General features: G+C 47.2%; 23 protein-coding genes, 1 other RNA gene and 2 pseudogenes. 18 read left to right on the plus strand and 8 right to left on the minus strand.

Annotated features, from left to right (window positions below):
• Nucleotides 1-85: 85 nt before the first annotated feature.
• Nucleotides 86-1,030 carry a response regulator gene (locus K4039_RS11120; protein WP_265235241.1) on the minus strand — a complete coding sequence of 315 codons (945 nt, stop codon included), beginning with the start codon at nt 1,028-1,030 and terminating at the stop codon, nt 86-88.
• A 154-nt stretch (nt 1,031-1,184) separates the two neighbouring features.
• Here K4039_RS11120 and K4039_RS11125 point away from each other — a divergent pair, with 154 nt between their 5' ends.
• Entirely contained in the window at nt 1,185-2,279 is a 1,095-nt protein-coding gene (locus K4039_RS11125; protein ID WP_265235242.1) for a RuBisCO accumulation factor 1, read from the plus strand.
• Nucleotides 2,280-2,450: 171 nt separating this feature from the next.
• On the opposite strand, the gene K4039_RS11130 is transcribed toward K4039_RS11125, so the two are convergent.
• Nucleotides 2,451-2,609, minus strand: coding sequence for a hypothetical protein (locus tag K4039_RS11130; RefSeq protein ID WP_265235243.1), 159 nt, complete (start codon nt 2,607-2,609; stop codon nt 2,451-2,453).
• 2 nt (nt 2,610-2,611) lie between these two features.
• Nucleotides 2,612-3,625 (minus strand): DUF4349 domain-containing protein, encoded by a 1,014-nt coding sequence (locus tag K4039_RS11135; RefSeq protein ID WP_265235244.1) that lies wholly within the window; start codon nt 3,623-3,625, stop codon nt 2,612-2,614.
• 167 nt (nt 3,626-3,792) lie between these two features.
• Here K4039_RS11135 and K4039_RS11140 point away from each other — a divergent pair, with 167 nt between their 5' ends.
• The 6 genes and pseudogenes from K4039_RS11140 to K4039_RS11165 all read left to right on the plus strand — a co-directional run bounded on the left by K4039_RS11140 (nt 3,793) and on the right by K4039_RS11165 (nt 9,805).
• On the plus strand, nt 3,793-6,261 hold the full coding sequence (locus tag K4039_RS11140) for an ATP-dependent helicase (protein WP_265235245.1): 2,469 nt from the start codon (nt 3,793-3,795) through the stop codon (nt 6,259-6,261).
• 43 nt (nt 6,262-6,304) lie between these two features.
• Nucleotides 6,305-6,739: a Panacea domain-containing protein gene (locus K4039_RS11145; protein WP_265235246.1), complete on the plus strand. Its 435-nt coding sequence runs from the start codon at nt 6,305-6,307 to the stop codon at nt 6,737-6,739.
• The gene (locus K4039_RS11150; RefSeq protein ID WP_265235247.1) at nt 6,736-7,347 is read left to right on the plus strand and encodes a hypothetical protein; all 612 of its coding nucleotides are present in this window, start codon (nt 6,736-6,738) and stop codon (nt 7,345-7,347) included. The genes K4039_RS11145 and K4039_RS11150 overlap by 4 nt, the downstream gene beginning before the upstream one ends.
• A 166-nt stretch (nt 7,348-7,513) precedes the next feature.
• Nucleotides 7,514-8,256, plus strand: a pseudogene (locus K4039_RS11155) (dienelactone hydrolase family protein).
• Between the two features lie 108 nt (nt 8,257-8,364).
• A complete protein-coding gene (locus tag K4039_RS11160) occupies nt 8,365-9,264 on the plus strand; it encodes a S1 RNA-binding domain-containing protein (RefSeq protein ID WP_265235248.1) in 900 nt (299 codons plus the stop codon).
• 325 nt (nt 9,265-9,589) lie between these two features.
• Nucleotides 9,590-9,805, plus strand: coding sequence for a type II toxin-antitoxin system HicB family antitoxin (locus K4039_RS11165; RefSeq protein ID WP_265235249.1), 216 nt, complete (start codon nt 9,590-9,592; stop codon nt 9,803-9,805).
• 29 nt (nt 9,806-9,834) lie between these two features.
• Here K4039_RS11165 and K4039_RS11170 read toward each other — a convergent pair whose 3' ends face one another.
• Together K4039_RS11170 and purD are read right to left on the minus strand one after the other, a co-directional pair.
• Nucleotides 9,835-12,006: a HAMP domain-containing sensor histidine kinase gene (locus tag K4039_RS11170; protein WP_265235250.1), complete on the minus strand. Its 2,172-nt coding sequence runs from the start codon at nt 12,004-12,006 to the stop codon at nt 9,835-9,837.
• A gap of 343 nt (nt 12,007-12,349) precedes the next feature.
• Nucleotides 12,350-13,630 (minus strand): phosphoribosylamine--glycine ligase, encoded by a 1,281-nt coding sequence (gene purD, locus K4039_RS11175; protein WP_265235251.1) that lies wholly within the window; start codon nt 13,628-13,630, stop codon nt 12,350-12,352.
• A 338-nt stretch (nt 13,631-13,968) separates the two neighbouring features.
• Here purD and K4039_RS11180 point away from each other — a divergent pair, with 338 nt between their 5' ends.
• The 3 genes from K4039_RS11180 (at nt 13,969) to K4039_RS11190 (ending at nt 16,233) form a co-directional block, all read left to right on the plus strand.
• Nucleotides 13,969-15,267 (plus strand): 5-(carboxyamino)imidazole ribonucleotide synthase, encoded by a 1,299-nt coding sequence (locus tag K4039_RS11180; RefSeq protein ID WP_265235252.1) that lies wholly within the window; start codon nt 13,969-13,971, stop codon nt 15,265-15,267.
• Nucleotides 15,268-15,317: 50 nt separating this feature from the next.
• Nucleotides 15,318-15,505, plus strand: a non-coding RNA gene (ssrS, locus tag K4039_RS11185) — 6S RNA.
• A gap of 545 nt (nt 15,506-16,050) precedes the next feature.
• A complete protein-coding gene (locus K4039_RS11190; protein WP_265235253.1) occupies nt 16,051-16,233 on the plus strand; it encodes a hypothetical protein in 183 nt (60 codons plus the stop codon).
• Between the two features lie 48 nt (nt 16,234-16,281).
• Here the strand turns inward: K4039_RS11190 and K4039_RS11195 are convergent, their stop codons facing one another.
• Nucleotides 16,282-16,488, minus strand: a complete 207-nt coding sequence (locus K4039_RS11195; RefSeq protein ID WP_265235265.1) for a hypothetical protein — start codon at nt 16,486-16,488, stop codon at nt 16,282-16,284.
• Between K4039_RS11195 and rpmI the strand changes: the two genes are divergently transcribed.
• The 6 genes from rpmI (at nt 16,433) to K4039_RS11225 (ending at nt 21,283) form a co-directional block, all read left to right on the plus strand.
• A complete protein-coding gene (gene rpmI, locus K4039_RS11200; RefSeq protein ID WP_096830688.1) occupies nt 16,433-16,630 on the plus strand; it encodes a 50S ribosomal protein L35 in 198 nt (65 codons plus the stop codon). The two genes, K4039_RS11195 and rpmI, sit on opposite strands and share 56 nt — an antisense overlap.
• Nucleotides 16,631-16,649: 19 nt before the next feature.
• Entirely contained in the window at nt 16,650-17,006 is a 357-nt protein-coding gene (gene rplT / locus K4039_RS11205; RefSeq protein WP_265235254.1) for a 50S ribosomal protein L20, read from the plus strand.
• Nucleotides 17,007-17,277: 271 nt separating this feature from the next.
• Nucleotides 17,278-17,808: a tetratricopeptide repeat protein gene (locus K4039_RS11210; RefSeq protein WP_265235255.1), complete on the plus strand. Its 531-nt coding sequence runs from the start codon at nt 17,278-17,280 to the stop codon at nt 17,806-17,808.
• A 234-nt stretch (nt 17,809-18,042) separates the two neighbouring features.
• Nucleotides 18,043-18,420 carry a response regulator gene (locus K4039_RS11215; protein WP_265235256.1) on the plus strand — a complete coding sequence of 126 codons (378 nt, stop codon included), beginning with the start codon at nt 18,043-18,045 and terminating at the stop codon, nt 18,418-18,420.
• A complete protein-coding gene (locus K4039_RS11220; protein WP_265235257.1) occupies nt 18,417-19,025 on the plus strand; it encodes a chemotaxis protein CheC in 609 nt (202 codons plus the stop codon). The genes K4039_RS11215 and K4039_RS11220 overlap by 4 nt, the downstream gene beginning before the upstream one ends.
• Nucleotides 19,022-21,283 carry a diguanylate cyclase domain-containing protein gene (locus tag K4039_RS11225; protein WP_265235258.1) on the plus strand — a complete coding sequence of 754 codons (2,262 nt, stop codon included), beginning with the start codon at nt 19,022-19,024 and terminating at the stop codon, nt 21,281-21,283. The genes K4039_RS11220 and K4039_RS11225 overlap by 4 nt, the downstream gene beginning before the upstream one ends.
• Before the next feature lie 469 nt (nt 21,284-21,752).
• Here the strand turns inward: K4039_RS11225 and K4039_RS11230 are convergent, their stop codons facing one another.
• Nucleotides 21,753-22,826, minus strand: coding sequence for a hypothetical protein (locus K4039_RS11230; RefSeq protein ID WP_265235259.1), 1,074 nt, complete (start codon nt 22,824-22,826; stop codon nt 21,753-21,755).
• A 234-nt stretch (nt 22,827-23,060) separates the two neighbouring features.
• Nucleotides 23,061-24,038, minus strand: coding sequence for a DNA polymerase III subunit delta (gene holA, locus K4039_RS11235; protein WP_265235260.1), 978 nt, complete (start codon nt 24,036-24,038; stop codon nt 23,061-23,063).
• Between the two features lie 176 nt (nt 24,039-24,214).
• On the opposite strand from holA, the gene K4039_RS11240 reads away from it, so the two are divergent.
• Both K4039_RS11240 and K4039_RS11245 read left to right on the plus strand, forming a co-directional pair.
• Complete coding sequence (locus K4039_RS11240; protein ID WP_265235264.1) at nt 24,215-24,955, plus strand: DUF1868 domain-containing protein; 741 nt, start codon at nt 24,215-24,217, stop codon at nt 24,953-24,955.
• Nucleotides 24,945-25,150, plus strand: a pseudogene (locus K4039_RS11245) (hypothetical protein); the annotation flags it as partial. The gene K4039_RS11240 and the pseudogene K4039_RS11245, both read left to right, overlap by 11 nt.

Genomic DNA, 25,150 nt, shown 5'->3' on the forward strand with positions numbered 1-25,150 from the left:
GCTTTTTGTCTGGGGGAAAGTTTACGGTCTATCGGTCAAATAATCCATAACTAATGACTAATGACTGATGACTAATGACCAATGACTACTTATCCTGAAAACTCGTCAATACCAAAGCAACTTGTTGAGCGGCGAGGTGAACTGTTGTGAGTTCGTCGGGGCGCAGGGAACAAGGTTGCTTCCACTGGAGGGACATCATGGCGATCGATCGACCTTTGTGAACTACTGGGACGCTGAGGTGAGCTTGAATGCCAGATTTTTGATAGTGCGGCAGACTCGCTAGGGCTGCGTCGGTCGTAATATTCACAGCACCCTGCATAGTTTGAGAGGAGATTGCCTCTAGAACCAGAGGGTCATCTGCTAGCCAATTTTCCACAATTTGGCCGCTGCTGTGAGTGCCTTGGGTTGGCATTAAAACAGTTCCTTCCACCAGTTGCAAAATACAAGCGTCCGCCAAGAAATTATCGCTCACAGCAGTAGCAATTGGCTCTAAACTTGCTTCCACACTCGGATAATCCATAGCCGTTTGCATGATTGTTGCTAACAGTTGTATTTGATTTTGGGCGCGGTGCAATTCCTCAGTCCGCTGCTTGAGAACTTCATAGGTCTCGGCCGCTTTTTGCACCACCATTTTCAATTCGTTCGGGTCCCAAGGCTTGGTGATATACTTGTAAACCTGTCCGGAGTTAATCGCATCCACCAAGTCTTCAATATCCGTAAAACCAGTCAAGATAATTCTGACAGTATTCGGAAACTGTGGCACGGTCTTGCTGAGAAATTCCGTTCCCTTCATTTCTGGCATTCGCTGGTCGGAAATGATGACGGCGACCTCGCCCTCGATGCCGAGGACTTCCAAGGCGCGAATCCCGCTCTCAGCTTTGAGCACATTAAAATCTCGTCGGAAAGTGCGGTAGAGTAAATCCAGATTGTCTGGTTCATCGTCTACTACCAGCATTTTGGGTTTTTTCGGTCGGTGTAGGGTCATGAGCTGGCGTTTAATTTGATCTAGCTCTGGAATGGCATTATCCATAACAATACGATAAACTCCCCTTGGCAAATTTAGGTGAGCAACTATTCTGTAACAATAGTCTCATAACTCACTCTATCCATCGATCGCTATGCAGCGACACGATCCTTGCTGATATCGAATCACACATAAATTAGCGCTGATTTTTGATTCAATTATGACTGATACACCTCAAGATTCCTCCGCTCCTGCATCTGCACCCTCCACGAATGCTGTGGATGTCGAAAAGTTAATTCGATCGCTCCGCCGCAAGGAAGGCACTTGGGTAGAGTGGGGACAGGCCTGCACGGCTCTGCTGCAAGCGGGCTGCAATTCTCAGCAGATTTTTGAACAAACTGGTTTTGAGCCAATTCAGCAAAATCAGGTCGGCGTTGCAGCCCAAGTTTACACCAGCATGGTCAATGCTGGCGCTTCGGAAGAAGTTCGATCGCACTTTCTGCGGAAAGGTAGTGACATTTTATACGAGTTTCGGATTCTCTCTCAAGCAGAGCGGGCTGGTGCGGCAGCTTTGATGCTAGCCCAAAATTTGGATGTTGACGATGCTCGCCAAGTTGCCAAAGCGATCAAAGAGTTTTCGCACTTCGGGAGTCTGCCGCAGGGCTTTACAGACACTCCTGGGGATGCTGTAGCTTACCAGTGTTGGCAGTTGGCGAGACAGAAAAGCGATTTGCAAGAGCGATCGCGCTTAATTGCTCGCGGCCTAAAATTAGCTAGTAGCCAAAGTGCTAGGGCACAAATCGAGCAGTTGTTGGTCGATTTTACAGTAGTTGCGAGGCGGGCTGCGCCCCGATTGCCAATCTATCGGCTCGATTCTGAGGAACAATTGCCACGGATTGTCCCCGTGGTGGGCAAATTGCCGCTTTCTACGTCAGATTTGCTGGCAGTGCCTTTGCCGGAGGAAATCTGGCCGTTCCGAATGGTAAAATTTTCGGGAGCAGGAGCTTGGGTGGCGATTCCTGGATGGCAGGTAATTTTGAACGCGGAAGATCCGGTGGCGGTTTTGGAAATGAGCGATCGATTGCCGGTACCGCTCGAAGGTAAAGTTGAAGAAGTTTTGATTATTGCCGATCGCGCCCAAAGACAGTGGGATGCTGACAGTTATTTCCTCGCAGATAACGGCGGAAATTTAGAATTGCACTGGTTTGAAACATCCCCAGATATTGCAGTTTTGGGGCGAGTTGTGCTGGTGATGCGGCCGAAGAAGATTGTGGATGAAGATTATACCAAAGATGGATGGCAAATAGACGATTAGTCATTGGTCATTAGTCAGTAGTCATTGGTCATTGGTCATTAGTCATCAGTAATTAGTAGGGTGCGTTGCGAGCGAAAATCCCTAAACAAATATCGACAATCTCGTCGCGACGCACCTTATGCCATTTTCGATTGGCGATGGGGAATGATATGAAGTGCGATCGAGCGATCGTCATATTTCCGCGCTTGGTGCGTCGCTACCAGATATTCGATTTGCTCCCAAAATGTTCTGCAAGCGACACACCCTACAAGCTTCTTTCTTCTTCCTTCTTCCTTCTTCCTTCTTCCTTCTTCCTTCTTCCTTCTTCCTTCTTCCTTCTTCCTTCTGCATGACTAATTAGGCGGTTTCGGTTCTTGAATTTTCGGAACAGAATGCTGTTTCCTAAATCGATTAAAACCGTAAGCCGCAGCCCCAATTACCAGGAAATAAGGACTGTAAGCCAACATCCAAATACCCAAAGCAAACAAACCAAGCGTCAATTCGCCCACAGAATGAGTCGCTTGTCCCCAAGTTTCCTGCATCCGCAAACCGAGAGAAGGTTCGGGATCTTGCTGAGCCGATACTGCTGCTTCTAGAGTTAAGTTAATAGTTGAATAGGCCACTTGATTCCGCAAACTTTTTAACTCAGCGTCAATGCGCTCAATAGACTCCCGAATATTGCTCAACTCTTGAGCAGCTTTCAGTACATCCCCCACAGAACCCGATCGCTCCATAATTTTTAACACAACTTCTTCCGATTTGCGAAGATTCCTCAGCCTAGCGTCATTATCAACTAATTGAGTAGTAACATCCTCAGCCGTAAGCCCTCGGTTCTGTACACTTCCGAGCTTGGCCAAAGCATCTAAAGTAGTTTCTAACTTTGCTTGAGGTACCCGAATCTCCACCGTTGCGGTTTGGCGGATACTAGAATCCGGTGGCTTTTGGTTTTGGAAACCTAAGACATCGCCTTGCTGCTTTTTCACAATCTCGGTAACAGATTTACTGCTAGTGTCAATTGATTTGACAACGACACTGAGTTCGGCTTTTTTAATCAGTTGGGGAGGAGTTGCTGGAGTTTCTGGGGGTGCTGTTTTTGATACAGCAGAAGTTTTTGACTGTGCGCCTTGTCTGGTGATTGAGGCGGGTGGGGGTTGGGGCGTAGATGCGGCCATTTGGCTTTCGCGGCTGCTGGATGAATCTGCGTCGGCTGGAGCGCTGCTGCTGGTCATAGCTCCTCCACAACTCGGTAAAGCAATGGCTGAAGATAAACTTAAGAATACCGCCACAGCAAAACGAGTTGTGCTGCTGTGGGTTGGGTTTGGGTTTGGCTTGTGGGGCGGGGAATTGGTTTTGAGGTGAGTTTTCATTGAGGGTTTGTCCTATAAAAAAGGCTTGGGTCTTGAATTTTATGCTGGTTTTAATTTAAGCTCGAATAGATAGCGTTAGTTTACCTGATACAAAAATGGAAACGGTAGAGGTTGAAGATTTTTAGATTTTTAACCGCAGATGAACGCAGATAAACGCGGATGTAATAATGACTGATGAATTTGATCCTGATTTTAGCCGATCGCCAACCGAGATCGATCGCCCTGACAGCAATTTCTCCGAGTTAGAGCCGGCGGCTTTTTTGGCTGTAGCTTGCGGTAAAATTCGTGACAGCCTGCGTAAGGGCCAGCACGAGATGGCGGATTGGACAGGCGGCCCCCTTGCCGTTTCCGCCGTTCCAGGGGCCGGGAAGTCTACGGGAATGGCTGCTGCGTCCGCAATTGCGATCGCCCGCAACCGGCTGCACAACCGCCGCCAGTTAATTGTGGTGACATTTACGCGATCGGCTGCTGCTAATATTAAAGCTAAAATTCGCCAAAGATTGGCAGAATTGTCTTTATCTCAAGGTGGTTTTGCAGTACACACATTGCACGGTTTAGCTTTAAACATTGCCATGCGCCACCCCGATTTATCGGGTTTAAATTTAGAAAATTCTACCTTAGTGACTCCCACTCAAAGTCACCGATTAATTCGCACTTGTGTAGAACTTTGGATCGCCGAAAATCCCCGCCGATATCAAGTTTTGCTAGAAGGACAGCAATTCGATGGAGAGGAAACGGAGAGACTGCGGCGACAATCGGTTTTGCGGACGGAGATTTTGCCGCAGTTAGCTAAAACTGTGATTCACGAGGCGAAATCTTCTGGTTTGTCTCCCCAAGAGTTGTTAGAAATCAGCGATGAAGATTCGGGCGACGCTTATGAAATTTTAGCCGTAGCTGGCGGTTTATATCAAAAATATCAGACTTTGTTGAGGAGTCGAGAATTTATCGATTACGACGAGATGATTTTAGCAGCTTTGCGGGTGTTGAAAAATCCGGGAGCAAGGGCGATCGAGCAAAAGCAAGTATTTGCCGTTTTCGAGGACGAAGCCCAGGATTCTACACCTTTGCAGACTGAACTTTTGCAAATATTGGCGATCGATCCAGACAATCTTAACTCACCTGCGAATTTTATCAGAGTTGGCGATCCAAATCAAGCGATAAATTCTACTTTTACTCCTGCAGATCCGATTTATTTTAACAGATTTTGTGACGATTGCGAAGTTGAAAACAAGTTGGCGACAATGGACGGCGCAGGGCGGAGTAGCCAGATAATTATCGATGCAGCTAATTTTATGTTGCAATGGGTAAATCGCTCGGAATTAGCCGGAACCGAACAACCTTTTCGCAACCAAATTATTCAACCCGTTCCCAGCGACGACCCCCAGCAGAATGCAAATCCCGCTCCGATTGGGCGCGGTTTAGAATTGTGTAATCCCAGGGATATTTACCATAGCGTTGAGTTAATTGGTAAGCGGGTGATTGAGTTGGTTGAGGAATTTTTGCCTGCGGATTTTGAATGGGTAAACCCAGACCAAAATATCGAATCAGGCGGTGAAGCGCCGGATGCAGAAAATAGCCCCAAATTGCCCTTAGAAAATCTAAAATCAATGGCAGTTTTGGTGCGGGAAAACAAACAAGGCAAATTTATCAAAGAAGTTCTAGAAAATCCGCAAAAACACGGATTAAGCTTTGATTTGCGTAAATACGGGATTAAAATTGAGGATGTGGGAGAACGCGACAGACATTCTCAAGTACCTTGGGAAATCTTAACACTGCTGCAATTTCTCGATCGCCCGCACTCACCAGATTACCTGAAAGCAGCCTTAAAGATTTTGAGCGATCGGCAACTCATCCCCAAACAAGACTACAATGCCTTTACCACCAGCCCAGAACAATTCCTCTACCCAGGCCCCCTAGACCCGCAGCAGTCAGATCCCGTAAAGAAATGCCACTATTTTTGCTGCAGTTTGCTGCAAGCACGCTTAGAATTACCACCCTACCAAATTATCTCATTTTTAGCCTTAGCGCTGCAATACGACCAAACAGAATTAGCCACCGCCGACAAATTAGCAGAACGAGTAGCAATCCAAACCGCCGGCAACAATTCAATGCACAATATTTTAGACGTATTGAGCGAAATTGTCAGTTCCGAAAGATTTGAACCGGTGGATGCAGACGACAAAATAGAAGAACGTTATACCAGCAAAGGTCAACTCACAATTATTACCATGCACAAAGCTAAAGGCTTAGATTGGGATTGCGTATTTTTGCCGTTTCTGCACGAACAAACCATCCCCGGAAGTTTGCGAGTTTTGCCACAAACTAGATTTTTAGGAGATTTCACTTTAGCAGAGGTAGCGAGAGCAAAAATTAGAGCGAGTTTGCACGATAAAAATCCCTTACCAAATCTCGGGGAAGCGTGGGAACAAGCAGGTTATTTAAAAATAGCAGAAGAGTTTAGATTGCTTTACGTAGCGATGACTAGGGCAAAAAGTTTACTGTGGATGGCGGCGGAGAATAAAGGGCCTTTTACTTGGAACAAACCGGAGAATTTGCAAACTCAAAAACCTTGTCCGGTGATGCCAGTTTTGAAGCAGCAGTTTCCCGAAAATGTAATCCATTATGATATAATATGATACAATACTAAAGTAGTGTACCAGAAACTATAAGGGGGATACTATGGCACGGGCTGTAGATGTGGCGAAATACATATTAACTAAAGCTGGTGAAATGACTGCCATGAAGCTTCAGAAGCTTGTGTATTACACTCAAGCATGGTCTCTTGTTTGGGATGAAAACCCGTTGTTCGAGGACGATATCCAAGCTTGGGCTAATGGACCTGTAGTTCCAGTTATCTATGACTATCATCGAGGCCAATTTAAGGTAGACAAAAATACCTTTTCTGACGGAGACATTGATGCCCTCACTCCCAACCAGAAGGACTCTATCGACAAAGTTCTTGATGCCCTGCAAGAAAAGAGCGCGCAGTGGCTGAGTGAATTAACCCATATGGAAGCCCCATGGAAGGATGCTAGAGGCGATCTGAAGCCTACAGAAAAATGCGATAAGGTAATTCTCTTGGCTGCAATGCACGAATACTATTCCAGTTTATGACAGACAAGCTTTCAAAAGCTCAGAAGAGAAGGTTACGTCAAGAACAAAAGGCCCAGGCGCAAAAGGCGAAAGCGGTAAAACTTTTGTCTGGTGTCGAAAATTTGGCAACTAAGACTGTGAAAATAGCACCTATACCAGAGCTTGATTTGAAAATTGTAAAGGTTCAAGAACAACCAGACAGAACCAAATCTGTATACATTCCTAGCGAAGAAAAGTTTTCATTTGATTGTAATTTGACATGGTGTACAACCATATCTGATTTAGAGGGAGAGTGGTCATGGAAAGAGCAAAGACGCTGGACTGAAGAAGAATGGAATACTCAAATACTTTTAAATTTCAGCTTGCTAGAAAACTCCACTTGGTCTGAAATTTTATTTGAGCACAAGACTCCTGCAAAAGGCGATAAAAGTGTACCTAAACATCATCCTCAAGAGCTAACTACTTTAGTTAAAGAAGCTCAGACTAGGTGGATTGAAATAGGTTTAGAGGAGTACGATACGGCTTTTCGTTTTAGATTTACTGGTACTATTAGAGCCTGGGGCATAAAGTTGCAAGGCCATTTTTATTTGATTTGGTGGGAAAGATATCACAACATATATCCAGTGTGAAGTAAAATACTTCACCTATGATTCGTAAAGTATCATAGAGAAGTCCAAAAAAGTAGCGCGATCGGGAGTCAAAGTATGCAAGCGATTCTTTTAAGCCGTGAAATCGCATAAAAATGCGATCGCTCAACTTAAAATCAATAGAGCGACATCTACCTTAAAACTCCCTATGACTAACCCAGAAATTCACACAACTAACGTCACAATTCCCAACGGAGATTTGCAAATTGCGGCTTACCTGGCCCAACCCGCCGCCTCCGGCGAATTTCCCGCAGTTATTGTCATTCAAGAAATCTTTGGTGTCAACTCGCACATCCGCGATGTTACTGAAAGAATAGCAAAGGAAGGATATGTGGCGATCGCCCCAGCCATCTACCAGCGTCAAGCCCCCGGCTTTGAAACCGGCTACACGCCCGAAGCTATCAAAATTGGCAAAGAATACAAAGAACAAACTACCGCATCCCAACTGCTGAGCGACATCCAAGCCGCCATCGATTACCTCAAAACCTTACCATCCGTCAAACAACAAGGTTTTGGCTGCATCGGTTTCTGCTTTGGCGGACACGTCGCCTACCTCGCCGCTACTTTGCCCGGAATCAAGGCTACAGCTTCGTTCTACGGTGCTGGTATCGCCACGGATACCCCCGCGGAGCCCCCACGATCGATCGCACAGCCGACATTAAAGGCACTCTCTACGCCTTTTTTGGCACTCAAGACCCCAGCATTCCCTCAGAACAAGTTGACCAAATTGCCACAGAATTGGAAAAACACAGTATTCCTCACCTAATTTTCCGCTACAATGCCGATCACGGCTTCTTCTGTGACCACCGCGGCAGTTACGACGCTACCGCAGCAGCCGAGTCGTGGGTGCAGGTGAAGGAGCTATTTCGACAGGAACTTCAACCTGTTTAGAGATGAGGAGATGGGGAGATGGGGAGAATTTTCTACTAACAACTGACAACTGACAATTGACAACTGACAACTGACAATTAACAACTGACAACTGACAAATAAACTGACATGAATTCCAAATCTACAGGTTCTCAAAGCGCAAAAGCATCTTTTTCGATGGATGATTTTGCTAAAGCCCTCGAACAGCACAATTACGAGTTTCAAAAGGGACAAGTAGTGCGTGGTAAAGTGTTCGAGCACGACTCAAACGGCGCGTATGTTGATATCGGCGGCAAGTCTTCGGCTTTTTTGCCGATCGAAGAGGCTGCTTTGAGAACAATTACGGATTTGTCGGAAGTGGTTCCGCTGGATGAGGAACAGGACTTTTTAATTATCCGCGAACAAGATGCCAACGGCCAAGTTACTCTGTCTCTGAAACAGTTACAAGTTCAGCAAGCTTGGGAAGATTTAGTTGCATTGCAGGAAACTGGTAAAGTGCTTCAGGTGCGGGTTTCTGGCGCGAATAAGGGCGGCGTGACGGTGGATGTTGAGGGAATGCGCGGCTTTATTCCCCGATCGCACTTAGCCCAACGCGATAACATAGAATCGCTAATTGGTCAATCTTTGACCGTGAATTTCTTGGAAGTCGATCGCGAACGAGAAAAACTCGTACTTTCGCAACGGATGGCGACTCAATCTTCTGCTTTCCGTCAGTTAGAAATCGGTCAATTGGTGGAAGGAACAGTCAGCAGTATCAAGCCTTTTGGCGTGTTTGTGGACTTGGAAGGAGTTAGCGGTTTGCTACACATCAAGCAAGTCAGTCAAAAATATATTGAGAACCTGGCACAAGTTTTTGCCCCAGGCCAACCCCTGAAAGCCGTGGTGGTTGATCTAGATGAAAGTCGCGGCCGAATTTCGCTTTCTACTCGGGTACTGGAAAATTATCCAGGGGAAATGGTGGATAAAATGGCGGATGTCATGGATACCGCAGAAGAGCGATCGGAACGTGCTCGAAAAACTCTTTCTTAGGTCTTGATATAATTACCCGTTTACTCGTTTTCACGCTAACCCTGGAAACGAGTAAACGAGGGGAAATTTAGGGGAAATTGGGGAAATGTGCGATCGGGCTTCCTATCCTGTCCGGTAAATTAACAACAATAGACTTCTTGCATATAGATCCACAATATCTATAAACCCGCCCCCACCGCACGACAGAATTTTGAACTCAGAAACCCGGTTTATTGCGTGATTTATAGTTCCTCGTCGCAAAATTCGTAGAAACCGGGTTTCTAGCCCAGTGCGTTAACAATGAAACTGTCCGAAGTGTTGTTATTGCGATCTTTCCAGAGGAATAATGAGAGAATATGTTGTAATCTTTGAATGGGCCAGCGCTAACTATTCAGCTTATGTTCCAGATTTGCCTGGTTGTATTTCTACAGGTAAGACACTTGAAGAAACAGAAAACAATATTAAAGAAGCAATTGAGCTTTATATTGACACCCTCCGAGATGATGGTCAACTCATCCCAGAACCATCGCTTAAGGCTAAGACAATTTCTGTCGAAGCTTAATTAACATGAATTTCAATTTTCATTTTCCATTAAACAGTTTTAGCTGGGGTCGAACTTGTTTCAGTCTCTACCTTTGCTTCCACCGGCCAAGCATTTTCCATATCTAGTGATTGTTTATGCTGATAAACTGGTAAGTCAAACCAGAAAGTTGTACCCACATTAACTTCGCTAACTAAATTGATTTTAGTGTGGTGCTTGTCAATAATGTTTCTGACAATCGAAAGACCTAATCCGGTGCCTTCTAGAGTGTGAACTCGGTTTTCTACTCGGAAAAAGCGATCAAAAATTGCTTGTTGGTCTTCGGGATCTATGCCAATCCCAGTATCAGAAATTTCGATCCGCACTATCGGAAAATCTCTGGTATTCGGTGACAAATTGTGGTTCCCGGATGCGCTGTCTTTGTCGGCCACCACGTCCGAATCTACCAAATACGCTCGAATTCCGACCTTGCCGCCGGACTCCGTAAATTTTAAGGCATTTCCTACTAAATTCCCAAATACTTGCAGCAGCAAATCGTAATGACCTAAAGCTGGTGGCAACAATGGGTCAACGTCTTGCTCTAATTGAATTCCTTTATCCTTTGCATTTAACTGATAAGTCCGCAGGGTTTGTTCGACAGCTTGCGGGAGGTCAACTGCGTCTAGTTGATAGATTCGGCAGGATTCTAGGCGTGACAAGTCTAACACGTCGTTGACTAAACGGGTGAGGCGATCGGTTTCTCGATTGGCAATTTCTAGGAATTCCCGGCGCTCGCTTTCTTGAAGGTCTTCTCCGTACTCCTGGAGAGTCTCGATAAAAGATTTGATATTAAATAAAGGCGTTCTCAATTCGTGAGAAACATTGCTGATAAAATTGCTTTTAGCCTCATTTAGTTCTACTTCGCGGGTGATGTCTTGTACTGTCATTGCAATGCCTTTGAGACTTTCGCGGTACTGTCCAGAACCTTGATGTTTGGAGGTTTCTTCGTAGAAAGTACACTCTATTGCCTTCGGGCGTTCCGACTCGGTACAGGTATTTTCCTCATCGCGGACGCAGCTTTTGCACAGTGGTTCGGAGTCGGATGCTTTGTGCAGAATGACAGTAGTTAAAACAATCCGTATGGTACGGTTGACTGGTTCGCTGATTGAGATGCGAAATTCGCCGCCTTCGCGATCGCCCGCAGCTATTTCCTGCAGGGGTCTTGCTAGCTCGCGCTGCACTTCTGAAGGTAAAATATTTACGACGTTAATGCCGATCGCATTTTTACCTTCCCATCCAAAAATCCGCCTCCCCGTTGGGTTAACTAAAATCACCTGCAAATTCGCATCCAGCAACAGCGCCCCGTCAGCAATAGTTGAAACCAAAGTTTCCAACTTCGCTTTTTCCGCTGTCAACTCTTCAATATTTTGTTCTTCATAACTTTCTAATTTCTCGGCCATCTCGTTAAAACTGCCAATCAACTCGCCCAATTCTCCCCCCAAAGGCAGGTCAACTCGCTGCTTAAAATTCCCGCCCGCGATATTTTTTACCCCAAATACTAATTGTTTGATCGGGTGAGTAATTGTCAGGGCATTAAATACAGCGCCCAAAATAACCATCACCCAAATGGTGACAAATACTGCTAAAGTGACATCCCTAGTCAGATTTGAAGAGATCACTGCTGCGGGATTTGGGTTAATGCCGATCGCCAAAACGCCTAAATATTTATCTTCGTGAATTAGCGGTACAAATACATCAGTCACTTCTCCGTCTGGCGTTAAGTGCTGCCGCACCAAAGGCAAAGAAGTCAAATTTCTCGCCTCAATGTCGGCGATAAAATTATCCGGGAGTTTAATTTGGCGGCGCAGCGTCAGGGAAGTGCGCACCTCCGATTCCGAGAAAGGTATTCCCAGAAAAATATCCCCTGCTTCGTCGGCGTACAGCATATAGCGGACGCTGGAGGTGCTGCTGTAAAATTGGCGGGAAAAACGGGCAACTTCTGAGCGATCGTTTTTCGCAATCAGTGGCGCCACATTTGCCGATAACAGCAAACCGAGGTCGCGGCCGTAGCGAGTATCGTTAAGTCTGGCATCTTGCTGGATAGTATTCACGGCCCAGAAAGTCAGGGCGCTCATAATTAACGAAACTACGAGGGTAGCACCGGCCATCAGGCGAGTCTGGAGGGTAAAATCCGACCACCAGCGGGCAATAATTTCTCCGATTTTGTTTAGTATGGCCAGCATTTTACCAGTTCACCAGTTTAATATTAAAAGCAAGATTAAGTAGAAGGAAGAAGGAAGAAGGAAGAAGGAAGACGGAAGACGGAAGACGGAAGAAGGAAGACGGAAGACGGAAGACGGAAGAAGGAAGACGGAAGAAGGAAGACGGAAGAAGATATACACAGCAATCTTTTTAGCGATCGATATTTTACGTTTAATTAGGTAGATTTGCTTAATAGAGTTTTTGGTCGATCGAATTTTCAGCAGCGACCAGTCCGCTACCGCCACCGCAGAGATACCAAACTTCATTGTTACACTTCTACTTTGAGAATGCTTGGCTTGCCGATGGCGGTCGATGTCGCAATTCCTAATTTTGATCGCCCAACGCTCGACGGCCGATGTCCCGGCGACAGTAGACCCCTTCAAATTCAATACAATCTACTGCTGTGTAAGCTTTGTTTATAGCTTGTTCCAAAGTTTCCCCCGTCGCAGTCACACCCAAAACGCGGCCGCCCTCGGTAACTAACTGCTGCTTCAACTGAGTGCCGGCGTGAAACACTTCTGCACCTTTGGCTTCAGCTTCCTCAATACCTGTAATAACTTTGCCTTTTTGGTAATTTCCAGGATAGCCCCCCGAAGCCAAAACTACGCACACAGCAGCCCCCGACTTCCAGCGAATGTTGGAATATTCACCGAGACGCTGCTGACAACAAGCCAGCACCAAATCTTCCAGAGGAGTCTCCAGCAGGGACAAAACCGCTTGAGTTTCGGGATCTCCGAAACGACAGTTGAATTCTAAGACTTTGGGTTCTCCTTCCGCTGTAATCATTAAACCTGCGTAGAGGACGCCCCGGTAGTCGATGTTGCGTTTTTGCAGCGCGGCGAGGGTGGGTTCCAGAATTTCTGTTTGAATCCTCTCCATGAGCTCTGGGGTGACAATGGGCGCTGGGGCGTAGGCTCCCATACCGCCGGTGTTGGCTCCCTTGTCGCCTTCGCCGATCGCTTTGTGGTCTTGGGCCGGCAGCAGCGGTTCCACCGTGATACCGTCGGTAAGGGCGAGAATCGAAACTTCTTGACCAGTTACATATTCTTCGATGACGACTCGGATGTTGTCGGTGCCGAATTCACCTCGAAAAATGGTGTTGATGGCGCTGTGAGCCATTTTGACGGTGGTGGCAACGGTGACTCCTTTGCCTGATGCGAGTCCGTCTGCTTTGATGACTATGGGAATTCCTTGCTCCACAACGTAGGCTTTGGCTGCTTCTGCGTTTGTAAATACGGCAGCTTTGGGTGTTGGGATGCCTGAAGAGAGCATCAATTCTTTGGCCCAGGATTTGCTCGATTCAATTTGGGCGCCGGCTTTGGTGGGGCCGAAAATCATCAGTTTTCGCTGTTGGAAGTAGTCAACGATGCCTAGCGATAGGGGCAATTCTGGGCCCACGATGACGAGTCCGATGTTGTTCACCATCACAAAGCGTTCGATGCCTTGGAAGTCGTCGATGTTGAGCGACAGATTTTGACAGCCTTTGGTGGTAGCTGTGCCGCCGTTGCCCGGTACGCAGAAGACTTGTTTAATCCGCGTAGATTCTAGCAGTTTTTTTGCGATCGCGTGTTCGCGACCTCCATTCCCCACAACCAAAACTTTCACAGCATCCTCACCTATAAATTTTGTTCTCTGAATGTTTGATTTTCAGTGTTTGCACCTGTCTATCTGCTTTTTGCAGTGCTGTCAATTATGCCATGCTTGGCGCGAAGGAATTGCTAGATGTGGCACTTTTCTGGAGGAGTGGGACTGGAGCGCTGTTTACCAAAACCTGGGATCGTTCAAGAATCAAAGACTTTCGCCTCCAAATTTTTCTGGGTACTGCCTCGATTCAATCATGCAATTTGAAAAAAGAACCTGGCTTTTAAATATTCAATTACTCTCATTCATCCTGGTACAAATAGCGATAAAATAGACAGGTTGACACCAGGAATTTTACTCACATGAAATCAAATCAAACCGCTGCGAGTTCGTCTGCCAAATTGAAGCGGGTGGGCGTTGTCGGCGGCGGCCAGCTAGCTTCGATGATGGGAGATGCTGCTAGCGCGCTGGGTATTGAATTGGTAGTGCAAACTCCTAATGCTACTGACCCGGCAGTTTCGGTTGCTGCGGGTGCTGTTTTCGCTGCTGTTGATGATGTTTTGGCTACGGATCAATTGGCGGATGGCTGCGATGTTATTACTTTTGAAAATGAGTTTGTAGATTTGGATGGTTTGCGGGTATTGGAACAGCAAGGTGTGTTATTTCGACCGAGTTTGTCGTCGCTTTCTCCGTTGTTGGATAAGTACGTACAACGCTGTTATTTAAAAGATTTAGGTTTGCCAACTCCGAGGTTTTGGGCGCTGAATGATCTGGCAGATTTGCGCCTGGATTTGTTGCTGGAACCGCAGGGTGTGGAGGATGATCCCATCGTTAATGAAGTTGCGATCGACAATTTAGCAATTTCTGTTTCCGACAGCGCACAGATGGAACAAGACTCGCAATCTGGGGCGATCGACTTTCCGTTTGTCGTCAAAGTTCGCCGCCACGGTTATGACGGCCAAGGTACTTTTATTGTTAAAGAACGGGCAAGTTTTGAGTTAATTAGTGCTAAACTTAAAGGTCAGTCTTTGCTGGTAGAAGAGTTTGTGCCGTTCGATCGCGAATTAGCAGTGATTGCAGCTCGATCGCCAACTGGGGAAATTGCGATTTACCCGATCGTCGAAACTCAACAGCAAAATCAGGTTTGCCGCCTGGTGATTGCACCCGCCGATATTAGTTTAGATGTCAAAACCGCAGCTTGTGCGATCGCCCGCACTCTCCTCAATGACTTGGAAGCTGTCGGCGTATTCGGCATTGAATTATTTTTAACCGCCGACAATAAGCTGTTTGTCAATGAAATTGCCCCCCGCACCCACAACTCAGGACATTTTACTATCGATGCTTGCGAAACTTCACAATTTGAACAGCATTTGCGCGCAGTTTGTCAACTGCCTTTAGGCAATTGCGATCTGAAATGTGCAGGTGCTGTGATGGTAAATTTGCTAGGCTACGAGTCTGCCGAGTCGGATTATTTAGAGAAACGAAAAGAACTGGCACAAATCAGTGGCGCTTTTGTGCATTGGTATGGTAAAAAAGAATCGCGTCCGGGTCGCAAACTCGGTCACGTTACTGTTCTGTTCGACGGGGACTTGGGGGGGAATGGGGGAAAGTCAGCTAGTGCGATCGCTCAAACCGTAGAATCCATCTGGTATGCAAGTTAAATTGCTCAAAGCTTGCCAAAATCTGGTTAGTTGCTGTATATTAAATAAAGGTTCTACTGCGACGTTGGTGACTGCCAATAATGTTTTTTTGATCTATAACTCTTAACTCTAGGGAATCAAGATGTTTGGACAGCAGTAAACTGGGCTTGTACCCAGAAACTTTAAGTCCGAGCCAACGGTGCCCACCTGGTAAAATACCAGGTCAAAAGCTGAGGTAAGACGGCGTTGCGGTGAACCATCATAATTTTGATTGAGATAGGCGCTGTGAAATATGGCTAGCCTATTTTTTTTTGATATATGGGAATTGAGAATTGGCAATCTTTAGGTTGATTTCATAATTTTTTGATTGATAGGAAAACCGCAGATTAAGGCGGATAAACGCAGATGCGGATTTGGCTTTTTCTGTTTATAAAACCCATTTGAGATATATTCTGCGTAAATCTCAGAAACCGGGTTTATTTCTATATTTCTCGTCACCCAACCCAAAAACTCGTAGAAAGCCGGTTTCTCACCACTCGCTGTAAATCTCAGAAACCGGGTTTATTTCTATATTTCTCGTCACCCAACCCAAAAACTCGTAGAAACCCGGTTTCTCGCCACTCGCTGTAAATCTCAGAAACCGGGTTTATTTCTATATTTCTCGTCACCCAACCCAAAAACTCATTTTGCGAAAAAGCAATTTCTTAACAGTGCGAGCTTAAGAGATCGCGAGTGTTGAATAGAGCGCGAGTTCTTAAGCTCGCACGCTCAAAATTGCAACTGAGATGCTCCCTGAAAGTAGGTTTGAGACAGTGTGCGGCCGAAATGGTGGCGGCTCAAAAGTTTAATGAAATTAACAATATCCCGATCGCCACAATTTATGGCAGCGTCACCAGCGGTACTGTTTGGAGATTTTTGAAGTTGGAGGCAAAAACTCTGACAATTGACCTCAATGACTATGCTGTGCCTCCTGTGGCGCACTTTTGAGGCGGTTGGTTTGGATGGTGCGCGACGGTTAGCTCGATCGACCTTCAGCTAAAATTCTACAATCTGGGGTTGCGCGAAACCAATGTGATCGCGCGATCGCCCTCCGACGCTCTCCCTAAATCGCAACCCGCAAATCTCCCTTGCAGAAAGTACCAAAAACGTGATACCGTTAGAGCTTGTGTCCAAATAACACCATCCCATGCCAAAACTCAAAACTCGCAAAGCAGCCGCAAAGCGCTTTAGAGCGACCGGCACCGGTAAAATTGTGCGCCGCAAAGCTTACAAAAGCCACTTGCTTTCACACAAAAGTTCAGCTCGCAAAAGCCGTCTCTCTAAGCTGGTCGTCATCGATGAGACCAATGATGCTAACGTGCGGTTAATGCTTCCATACTTGTAAAGTTTAACGGAAATTAAAGATGACACGGGTAAAACGCGGTAATGTCGCCAGAGCGCGCCGCAAAAAAATTCTCAAATTAGCTAAGGGTTTCCGAGGCGCACAGTCCAAACAGTTCCGCACAGCTAACCAACGGGTGATGCAAGCCCTGCGTAACGGTTATCGCGATCGCAAAAAACGCAAACGCGATTTCCGCCGCCTGTGGATTGCTCGGATCAATGCTGCATCTCGCCTACACGGTACGAGCTACAGCAGACTGATCGGCAACATGAAGAAAGCCAATATCGAAATCAACCGCAAAATGCTGGCACAAATGGCAATCATTGACCCTGCAACATTCGGTAAAGTCGTGGAAATGGCAAACCGAGCCGGAGCGTGAAAGCTCGATCGGTTTTGAGAAGGAAGAAAGCAGAAGTAAGAAAGATTTAGCTATCTGCCAGAGAAGGAAAACTCCTGATAAATTTAGGAGATTGAGACCAATTTTCCTTCTTTGTTCTTACTTCTGGATTCTTGCTTTTTGTGAAATCGCGATCGGGCTAGTCGATCGCCGTTTTCGTGTTTTTTATACAGTTGCAGAGGCAAATCTCTGAGATTAGCTGAATTAAAATAAATAAAACCTTCCACTGAATCTACCTAATTTTAAGAAAAACATGGACAGTAATTTGCTAATTGTTTACGTGTCTGTTTTGCTGATTATACTCGGCAGCAGTGCCTGGTTTATTGTGCGCCAGATTTTCAAAACTCGGAGGCTGGAAATGTCCTTGGAACGCTTAGAAAACAAGCTGACCCTAGAAAAAGGAACAGCACAGGAATACTATGAGTTGGGAAGTATTTATGTAGATAAAAAACTTTACTCCCAGGCGATCGTACTGTTTCAAAAAGCCCTGAAAACCCAAGACGTAGAAGGCGAAGCAGATCTGGCGTTTCTTTACAACGCCCTAGGTTTTGCGCACTTCGGCCAAGAACAGTACGACATCGCAATCCGCCAGTACAAAGAAGCCCTGAAGTTGCAACCAGAATACGTTACATCTCTCAACAATCTGGGTCACGCCTACGAGCGCAAGAAATTAATAGCTCAAGCCTTGGAAATGTACGAACAAGCCCTCGCCTACGATCCAGAGAATGCCACGGCTAAAAAGCGAGTAGATTCCCTCAGGAAGCGTTTAGTAATCTATAATTGATCGCCGGTGTTACAAGCAATACAGATCCCGCAAACCTGGTTTCATTCCGAAACCGGGTTTTTTGTTCCCATAATCAAAGAGACTCAACTATCGAACACCTTAATGCGTTAGTTTTTAAGAACAGCAATTCAGCCACTGCGATCGCACACCATCCCAACAGTTTAAACTACTGTCAAGATCAAAGCAGTACCTGCAACGCCGGTCAGTCCTAAACAATTGAAGGAGGAGAACGTAGTGACATCAATTCTCGTTGTCGAAGATTCGTGGTTGACTCGCAGGGTAATCTGCAAAATCCTGCGAGCAGAAGGATACGAGACTTGGGAAGCAGCGAGCGGCCCCGAAGCTCTAGAGCTGTTGGCGACTAAAACCCCAAACTGTATGCTCTTAGATCTGCTGATGCCGGAAATGGAAGGTCGGGAAGTCCTGCAAGCCATGCGCGAGAGAGGATATAAAATTCCAGTCATCGTCATTACCGCAGACATTCAAGCGACCACCAAATCCGAGTGCATGGAACTCGGAGCCCTGGCAGTCATTCACAAAATGCCGAACTCAGACGAACTGATCGGGTGGATCAATAAAGCTCTCAGTGCCAGCGAGGAGATCACCCCATGAAATTAAGCGCTCGACAGCTCGATGCTTTGCAGGAACTCGTCAACATCGGGATCGGTCAAGCAGCAGGGATTTTGAACGACATGATCGAATCTCCCATTCGCTTGCAAATCCCTTACCTCCAAGTCTTGTCTCCTGCAGACGTGCAAGCACAATTAGAGCAGCATCTCAACGGCGAACAAATCGCTGCCGTCCAGCTTAAATTCACTGGTTCCTTTGGAGGTATTGCCCAGTTAGTCTTTCCCACCAACAGCGCGGCAATGCTCGTGACGATGCTGACAGGGGAAGAAGTTGGAACTCACGACCTAGATTCAGTCAAAATTGGTACGCTGAGTGAAGTCGGAAATATTGTGATCAATGGGGTAATGGGTGCAATCAGCAACGTACTTCAGCAGCGCCTGAACTACTCAATTCCCAATTACACGGAAGGGACGATCGCTACTTTGCTGACATCTGGCGGTGTGGGTACTGATACAGTTGTTTTATTAGCCCAGACCCGTTTCATTATTGAAAAGCTTCACATTGAAGGAGATATCATCCTCATTTTCAATGTCAGTTCCTTTGACACCTTGTTGGTTGCGATCAATCAACTTGCCGGGGGTCTATGATCGAGGAGAGCAAAACTATTAAGGAAAAGTTTGGTGTTCTCGACAGCGTACCAGTCGGCGCATGCTTGCTGCAAGATGATTTTGTGGTGCTGTTTTGGAATGCCTGTCTCGAAGACTGGACAAAAATTCCCCGCAGCCAAATATTGGGAACAAAGATCACAACCCATTTTCCTCACCTGAGTCAGCTAAAGTACGCCACTCGCTTCAAGCAAATCTTTGCAGGAGGCCCGCCAACAATTTTTTCTTCTCAAATTCACAAGCACCTGATTCCGGCAATTTGGCAAGACGGCCAGCAGCGCATCCAGCAAACTACTGTGAATGCTGTGCCGGCCTTGGAGGCTGGCATAGAAGAACAGGAGATTAGAGACTGGGTTCTCCATACTCTTGAGTTGCAATCAGACGGTACTCTCGGAGTCGGATCACCAAGAAGTGCTTTTTTGTCTAGAAAATCTCCACCCTCAGCTTCGTCATCAATATGGCCGGGGGTCAATTGCCCATCGTTTTACGCACTGTTGGTGATTCAAGACGTGACCGACCTCACCCACCGCATCCAAGCTTACCGCACAATGCGGGATCAAGCTGTGGAAGAAGTGAAAGTGCGCCAGCGGATCGAGGAAGAATTGCGCGAGAGCCAGCATTTCATCCAGCAGATTGCTGACGCGGCGCCTTATTTGCTTTACATCTACGATGTGACAGAACAGCGCAACGTCTACGTCAATGGTCAGGCTTTTAATTTGCTCGGTTACCATCCCGAAGAAATTTTACAGATGGAAACGGCTTTGTTTTCCAGTTTGGTGTACCCAGAAGATTTGGAGAAGGTTTCCGCGCACCTGCAAAAATTTCCCAAGGCCCAAGACGGCAGGATTTTGGAGTTGGAGTACCGACTGAAACATCGATCGGGCGAATGGCGCTGGTTCCGCTGTCGCGATCAAGTGTTCGCCCGCACAGCAGAGGGCGAGCCCAAACAAATTTTCGGCACTGCTCAAGATATTACCGAGTACAAGCGGGCAGAAGAGGCACTGCGGCAGCAAAACGAACGGGAAAAATTGATGGGGACGATTACTCAGCACATCCGTCAGTCTCTGGATTTGGGCGAAGTGCTCAGCACGACAGTGACAGAAGTGCGCCAGTTCCTAAATGCCGATCGAGTGATGATCGTCCGCTTCAACCCCTGTAGCGGCGGCAGTCTCTGCCCTGGACCCGCCACGGGGTCGGTAACAGTGGAATCTGTAGCACCCAACTGTCGGCCGATGCTGGGAGAAACCCTGGAAAAGTTTTGTATTGACGAATTCTATCTCGAAGCGTATCAACATCGGGCGATCCGACCAATCGCCGATGTCTCGGCCGCCAATTTGCCCCAAAATCAAATTGACTTGCTCGCACAATTTGACGTGAAAGCTTATTTGGTGGTACCGCTAGTGCAAGGGGAGGAGTTGTGGGGGCTGTTGATGGCTCACCAGTGCAGTCCCAGACAGTGGATGCAGTTGGAAGTCGAGTTGCTGTCGAATCTGGCCGCCCAGTTGGCGATCGCGATCAAACAAGCAGAACTCTATCAGCAGTTGCAAGCAGCCAACCTCAAGTTAGAGCGTTTAGCAACTTTAGACGAACTGACGCAGCTAGCAAACCGCCGCCGCTTCGATCAGTATTTAGACAGGGAGTGGCGCCGACAAGAGCGGGAACAAATGCCTCTGTCCCTAATTTTGTGCGATATTGATTCTTTTAAAAGTTACAACGATACCTACGGACATCCAAGGGGAGACGACTGTTTGCGGCAAGTCGCCCAGGCGATCGGCAATGCAGTCGATCGCCCCGCCGATTTAGTAGCTCGCTACGGAGGCGAAGAATTTGCCGTTATTTTGCCGAATACGGCGAGTGAAGGGGCCACGCTGGTAGCCCAACACATACAGCTCAAAATCGCAGCTTTACAGATTCCTCACGCTGGTTCTCAGGTGAGCCTGTACGTCACTGTCAGTCTGGGGATAGCGACTATAGTTCCTGGATCTGAATCCCAAGCCTCTATTTTGGTTGACGCAGCCGACTCAGCAGCGAGTATGGTTCCTGCATCTAAATCCCCAGCCTCGATTTTGATTGATGCAGCCGACGCAGCGCTGTACCAAGCCAAAGACGCAGGGCGCGATCGCCTCCAAGTTTACCAGGCAGAGTCTGCCACAGCCCAGACCAACGGCACTGCCGCTGCCGATCGCCCGATCGACTGTTCCCGACTCAATACTAATTTCCCCTCACCCACAAGCGCTTGACTGCTGCCAATATTTTTGAATTCGGAATAGATACTAACCATAATCCGGCATTAACGATTAGAGATTAAAGATTAAAGAATTGAATTATTGAATAATTGAATAATTGGCAAAGACTTATAGCCATTCTCAAGAGCGGTGAGGTACATCAGGTAATGGGTAATGGGGGAAAAAGTCATTAGAAAAAAGGCAAGAAAGAATCGATCGCGCTTGACAAAACTCACACTTTTTTGCGCTATATGACTATCAGGGTTTGGATCGCGAGTCTACAGTTGCATTCTTTTTTTTTACTGCATCCCATCTTTTTGTATAACAACGAAGCGAGGGGACAGCAGCTAAATTATTGGGATTTTTTAGTCAAATTGAAAAAAGTCAAAAGTAACAAAGCTTTAGTAAAAACAGGATTTTTGACTTTTGACTTTTGACTTTTGACTTTTTAAAGATCGAGTATTCAACTCAAAACTCAAAACTCTTAAGGCGCTGCCGCCGCCCTGCGGTTGGCAACAATCAGATTAGCCTGATACTCTGCCGCTTTTTGCTGGGCTTTTTGATGGTTCGGGCTAGTTGACGGTACTGTTTTCATAAGCTGAACCGCTTTCTGCCACTCGCTTGCTACTACAATCCACTCAGTTTGAGATTGAGCCGTCTGGGCCAAAACTGCTGCCTTCTGAGCGTTGTTAACGCCTTCTCTCCAAAAGTCAGGCTTAGGTGCGGCGGCTTTTGGTGCAGGAGATGTTGCCTTGGGCGCGGGAGATGCAGGAGAAGCTGCCTTGGGCACCGGAGATGCCGATGCAGCTTTGGGTGCTGGAGTTGTCGGAGGTGGGCTGGCTGGCGCAGCAGGAGTGGGAGCGGCTTTTGGTGCAGGAGAGGCTGCTTGTGGGGGCGCCCCAGATGGGGTGGGAGAGGATGTGGCGGGTTTAGACGCGCCAGATGAGGCTTTCGGGGAGGGGGAAGCTGCTTCGGGAGCACTCGGTTCTGGGTTTGAGCCACCGCCGAAGGGTAAATTGTTGGTCAAGTAAAGCCCTGCGATCGCCCCCAGAGGCACTAAAATACCCACAGGTATTAGCCATTTGGGGAATTGTTTTTTGGGAGGCGGAGCTACATCTTCGTCTTCGTCTTCCTCATTGTCGTCTTCGTCATCTCGATCGAATTCTCCCTCTTCATAGTAGTCTTCGCTATCGGGCTCGACATCATCTAAACCTATAGAGTCGTCAGGCATTCCAGTATCCGAGGCATAAAGCATTGGCTCTGCGGGCATCAGATCTATTTCATCTTCCCACGCAGGCGATCCGTCACCTGTGCGACGCCCGTAAACCTTGACAGTGTGAATTGATTCTACTCCCAAATTCGTCATCCCGCTGCGGATGAAATCGACCAATGCCGTTTGATTCGGTACTTTGTCTGACTCCAGAATTATGTGGAGGCAGCCGTTGTCCCGCGTCACATCGGCGTTGATGCCTTTGGGTTTGAGTGTACGGTTGATGCTAGATGCGATCGCTTTTGGATCGCCCTGCTTCAGAAGTTCCCGCAGGTTCTGTTGTGTCATGGGTAGCGCTCTTTTTTTTGGGGGGGGTGGAGAGCCGGCAAATAATATTAATCGATCGGCGTTCGGCGGCGGACAATATTTATTTACCACATTAACTTCTACTGTGGCATTCTGAGACTATTTCTTCTATCTATTGAGCTTTTTGCCAGATATCGGGCATCAAGGATCTATCCGATCGCGCAATTTGTTGTAAAAATTTACACTGACGAGCCACTCCTGCTGCGCTGTCTCTCGTCAGCGAAACAAGCTAGAAAGTTCTATCACCTTGGCTTGCAAGGTGGAGATTTCTTCCCGGCCCCGCTTTAAAGAAGCTTCTAACTCTAGCAGCAAAGGCAAGCTTTTTTGCAGTTTTTCTAAGCTGGCGTTCTTGACTTCTTGGCGAAAATAGTATACTCGTTTCGGATTGCCGAGGTCTAGAGCTTGAGCAATTTTATCATCGCGATCGCCCGCTTGGATCATCGCCTTCACCCACAGCCAAATCCGAAACTTACCAGTCAAGCCAGCCACAATCCTCAAACCAGGCTCACTCCGGGCCGTTAAGCCCGCCAATAGCTCCAAAGCGGAGGAGGTATTGCCCTCGCGGATCGCATCGGCTAGCTGGAAGGTATTCTGGGCGTGACAGTGCACCAGTGCGGCGACTTCCTCCGGGTTGAGAGGTTGGCTGCGGTTGCCGGCAAACAACAGCAATTTTTCGAGTTCGCTGTATAGCTGACGGGTATCGCTGCCGATGGATGTGGCCAAAAGTTCGATCGCCGTGGCGGTCAATTTGACATTCATTTCGGCGGCGACTTGGCGGACTCGCTGGGCTAATTCTTTGTCATTCCAAGGCGGAATCGGTGAAAATTCTCGAAATTCGGCGGACTTAGCGAGTAACTTAGTAGACTTGAGCCTGCTGTCTGGTTTTTTGACGGATGTCAGCAGTAACACCGTGGTAGAGGGAATTACTGGCAGCGTCCGTTCAAATTGGGCTAACAGTTCCGCAGAGCACTGCTGCGTGACAGTCGTATTTGCTAGCCAGACAAAACGGCTGCCGGTACCGAAGGGTGGCGTTAAAGCTCGATCGAGTCCTTCAACCACAGCGTCGGCTCGATCGGCAATAATCTTGTCATAGTTAAAACTAGCCCAATTGGGGTCGAGGACTGTTTGGCGCAAACTTGTGACTGCTTGCGCGATCGCAAAGTCATCTTCCCCCCAAAACAGGTAAATTTGCATTATTAACGCTCAGTAGCCGAAAAAATTAGAGTTGCAGGCGCAGCCAGTCCAACATATCCTGAATCGGAGTGATGGAAGCCCGCAGCATAATATAAAATTTGGTGTGGGAGTATTTCACCGCGAGGAAATCAAGATTGGATGATACTTATCAAGCTTACGTAAATCGGGTGGCGCGAATGACGCTGCTGGACTCCTACAAGTCCCAGGTGGAACACATTCAGGAATCTCCAAAATTTAAGCCCGACGAAGCCGGTCGGAGAACTCCTGTACCTTTTCCAGGTTATTCGGTGATTACGCCACCTGCGGGGGAAGATGCAGAAAATACTGCACTTTATAGTAATTTAAACTCAGTCCAACAACGGCTATTGCAGGAAATCGCGGACGGTGCGCTTGTGGCACTGCCTCCTGATAGCTTCCATTTAACCCTGGCTGATGTGATTTGGAGCAGCGCTTTTCGAGATGCCTCTGATAAAAATCCAGAATTTGAGGGGCAACTCCGCGATCGCATGAAAGATCGTTTTGCCGCCTGCAAACCCCTAGCGGGCGGCCCTCCCATACGCTGGACGGTGCTGGGGTTGATGGTGATGACTAGAGCTGTGGGTGTCTGTTTGGCACCAACGGACGAAAACTCTTACAAGCAAATTCTGGAGTTTCGTCGATCGATCTATCAAAATCCCGATTTAATGGCTTTGGGAATTGAACAGCAATATCATTTTACGGCACACATTACTCTGGCTTATTTTGGGGACATCGGGCCGAACCTAGACCGCGCTCGTTTGTGCACCCTGATGTCTGAGTTAAACGACCAATGGCTCGACACGCCCCAGGAACTGTGCGTGCACCGAGCCGAACTGCGGAAGTTTGACGACATGACTAGCTATGTTCGGCAACCGGATTGGCCTGTTTTTGAATTTTAAGGAAGGGGAAGGAAGAAGGAAGAAGGAAGAGGGAAGAAGGAAGAGGGAAGAAGGAAGAAGGAAGAGGAAAGAGGGAAGTTCGGCAACGAGCCAGGTAGGGAATTTAACGGATACAAGTCAGAATTCAGAGGACTCAATCAAGGAATATTTTCCCAATTCTCTCAATTCTCCCCCTCTCCCCCTCTCCCCCTCTCC

The organism is Lyngbya sp. CCAP 1446/10, from assembly GCF_026130175.1.
GTDB lineage: Bacteria > Cyanobacteriota > Cyanobacteriia > Cyanobacteriales > Microcoleaceae > Microcoleus.

Bases quoted from the DNA above. Each gene is read 5' to 3' on its own strand.
- K4039_RS11140 (WP_265235245.1), top strand. From the start codon at position 3,793: ATGACTGATGAATTTGATCCTGATTTTAGCCGATCGCCAACCGAGATC.
- K4039_RS11135 (WP_265235244.1), bottom strand. From the start codon at position 3,625: ATGAAAACTCACCTCAAAACCAATTCCCCGCCCCACAAGCCAAACCCA.
- K4039_RS11130 (WP_265235243.1), bottom strand. From the start codon at position 2,609: ATGCAGAAGGAAGAAGGAAGAAGGAAGAAGGAAGAAGGAAGAAGGAAG.
- K4039_RS11225 (WP_265235258.1), top strand. From the start codon at position 19,022: ATGATCGAGGAGAGCAAAACTATTAAGGAAAAGTTTGGTGTTCTCGAC.
- K4039_RS11120 (WP_265235241.1), bottom strand. From the start codon at position 1,030: ATGGATAATGCCATTCCAGAGCTAGATCAAATTAAACGCCAGCTCATG.
- K4039_RS11125 (WP_265235242.1), top strand. From the start codon at position 1,185: ATGACTGATACACCTCAAGATTCCTCCGCTCCTGCATCTGCACCCTCC.
- K4039_RS11165 (WP_265235249.1), top strand. From the start codon at position 9,590: ATGAGAGAATATGTTGTAATCTTTGAATGGGCCAGCGCTAACTATTCA.
- K4039_RS11210 (WP_265235255.1), top strand. From the start codon at position 17,278: ATGGACAGTAATTTGCTAATTGTTTACGTGTCTGTTTTGCTGATTATA.
- K4039_RS11150 (WP_265235247.1), top strand. From the start codon at position 6,736: ATGACAGACAAGCTTTCAAAAGCTCAGAAGAGAAGGTTACGTCAAGAA.
- K4039_RS11180 (WP_265235252.1), top strand. From the start codon at position 13,969: ATGAAATCAAATCAAACCGCTGCGAGTTCGTCTGCCAAATTGAAGCGG.
- K4039_RS11230 (WP_265235259.1), bottom strand. From the start codon at position 22,826: ATGACACAACAGAACCTGCGGGAACTTCTGAAGCAGGGCGATCCAAAA.
- K4039_RS11220 (WP_265235257.1), top strand. From the start codon at position 18,417: ATGAAATTAAGCGCTCGACAGCTCGATGCTTTGCAGGAACTCGTCAAC.
- K4039_RS11170 (WP_265235250.1), bottom strand. From the start codon at position 12,006: ATGCTGGCCATACTAAACAAAATCGGAGAAATTATTGCCCGCTGGTGG.
- K4039_RS11145 (WP_265235246.1), top strand. From the start codon at position 6,305: ATGGCACGGGCTGTAGATGTGGCGAAATACATATTAACTAAAGCTGGT.
- rpmI (WP_096830688.1), top strand. From the start codon at position 16,433: ATGCCAAAACTCAAAACTCGCAAAGCAGCCGCAAAGCGCTTTAGAGCG.
- rplT (WP_265235254.1), top strand. From the start codon at position 16,650: ATGACACGGGTAAAACGCGGTAATGTCGCCAGAGCGCGCCGCAAAAAA.
- K4039_RS11240 (WP_265235264.1), top strand. From the start codon at position 24,215: ATGACGCTGCTGGACTCCTACAAGTCCCAGGTGGAACACATTCAGGAA.
- K4039_RS11160 (WP_265235248.1), top strand. From the start codon at position 8,365: ATGAATTCCAAATCTACAGGTTCTCAAAGCGCAAAAGCATCTTTTTCG.
- holA (WP_265235260.1), bottom strand. From the start codon at position 24,038: ATGCAAATTTACCTGTTTTGGGGGGAAGATGACTTTGCGATCGCGCAA.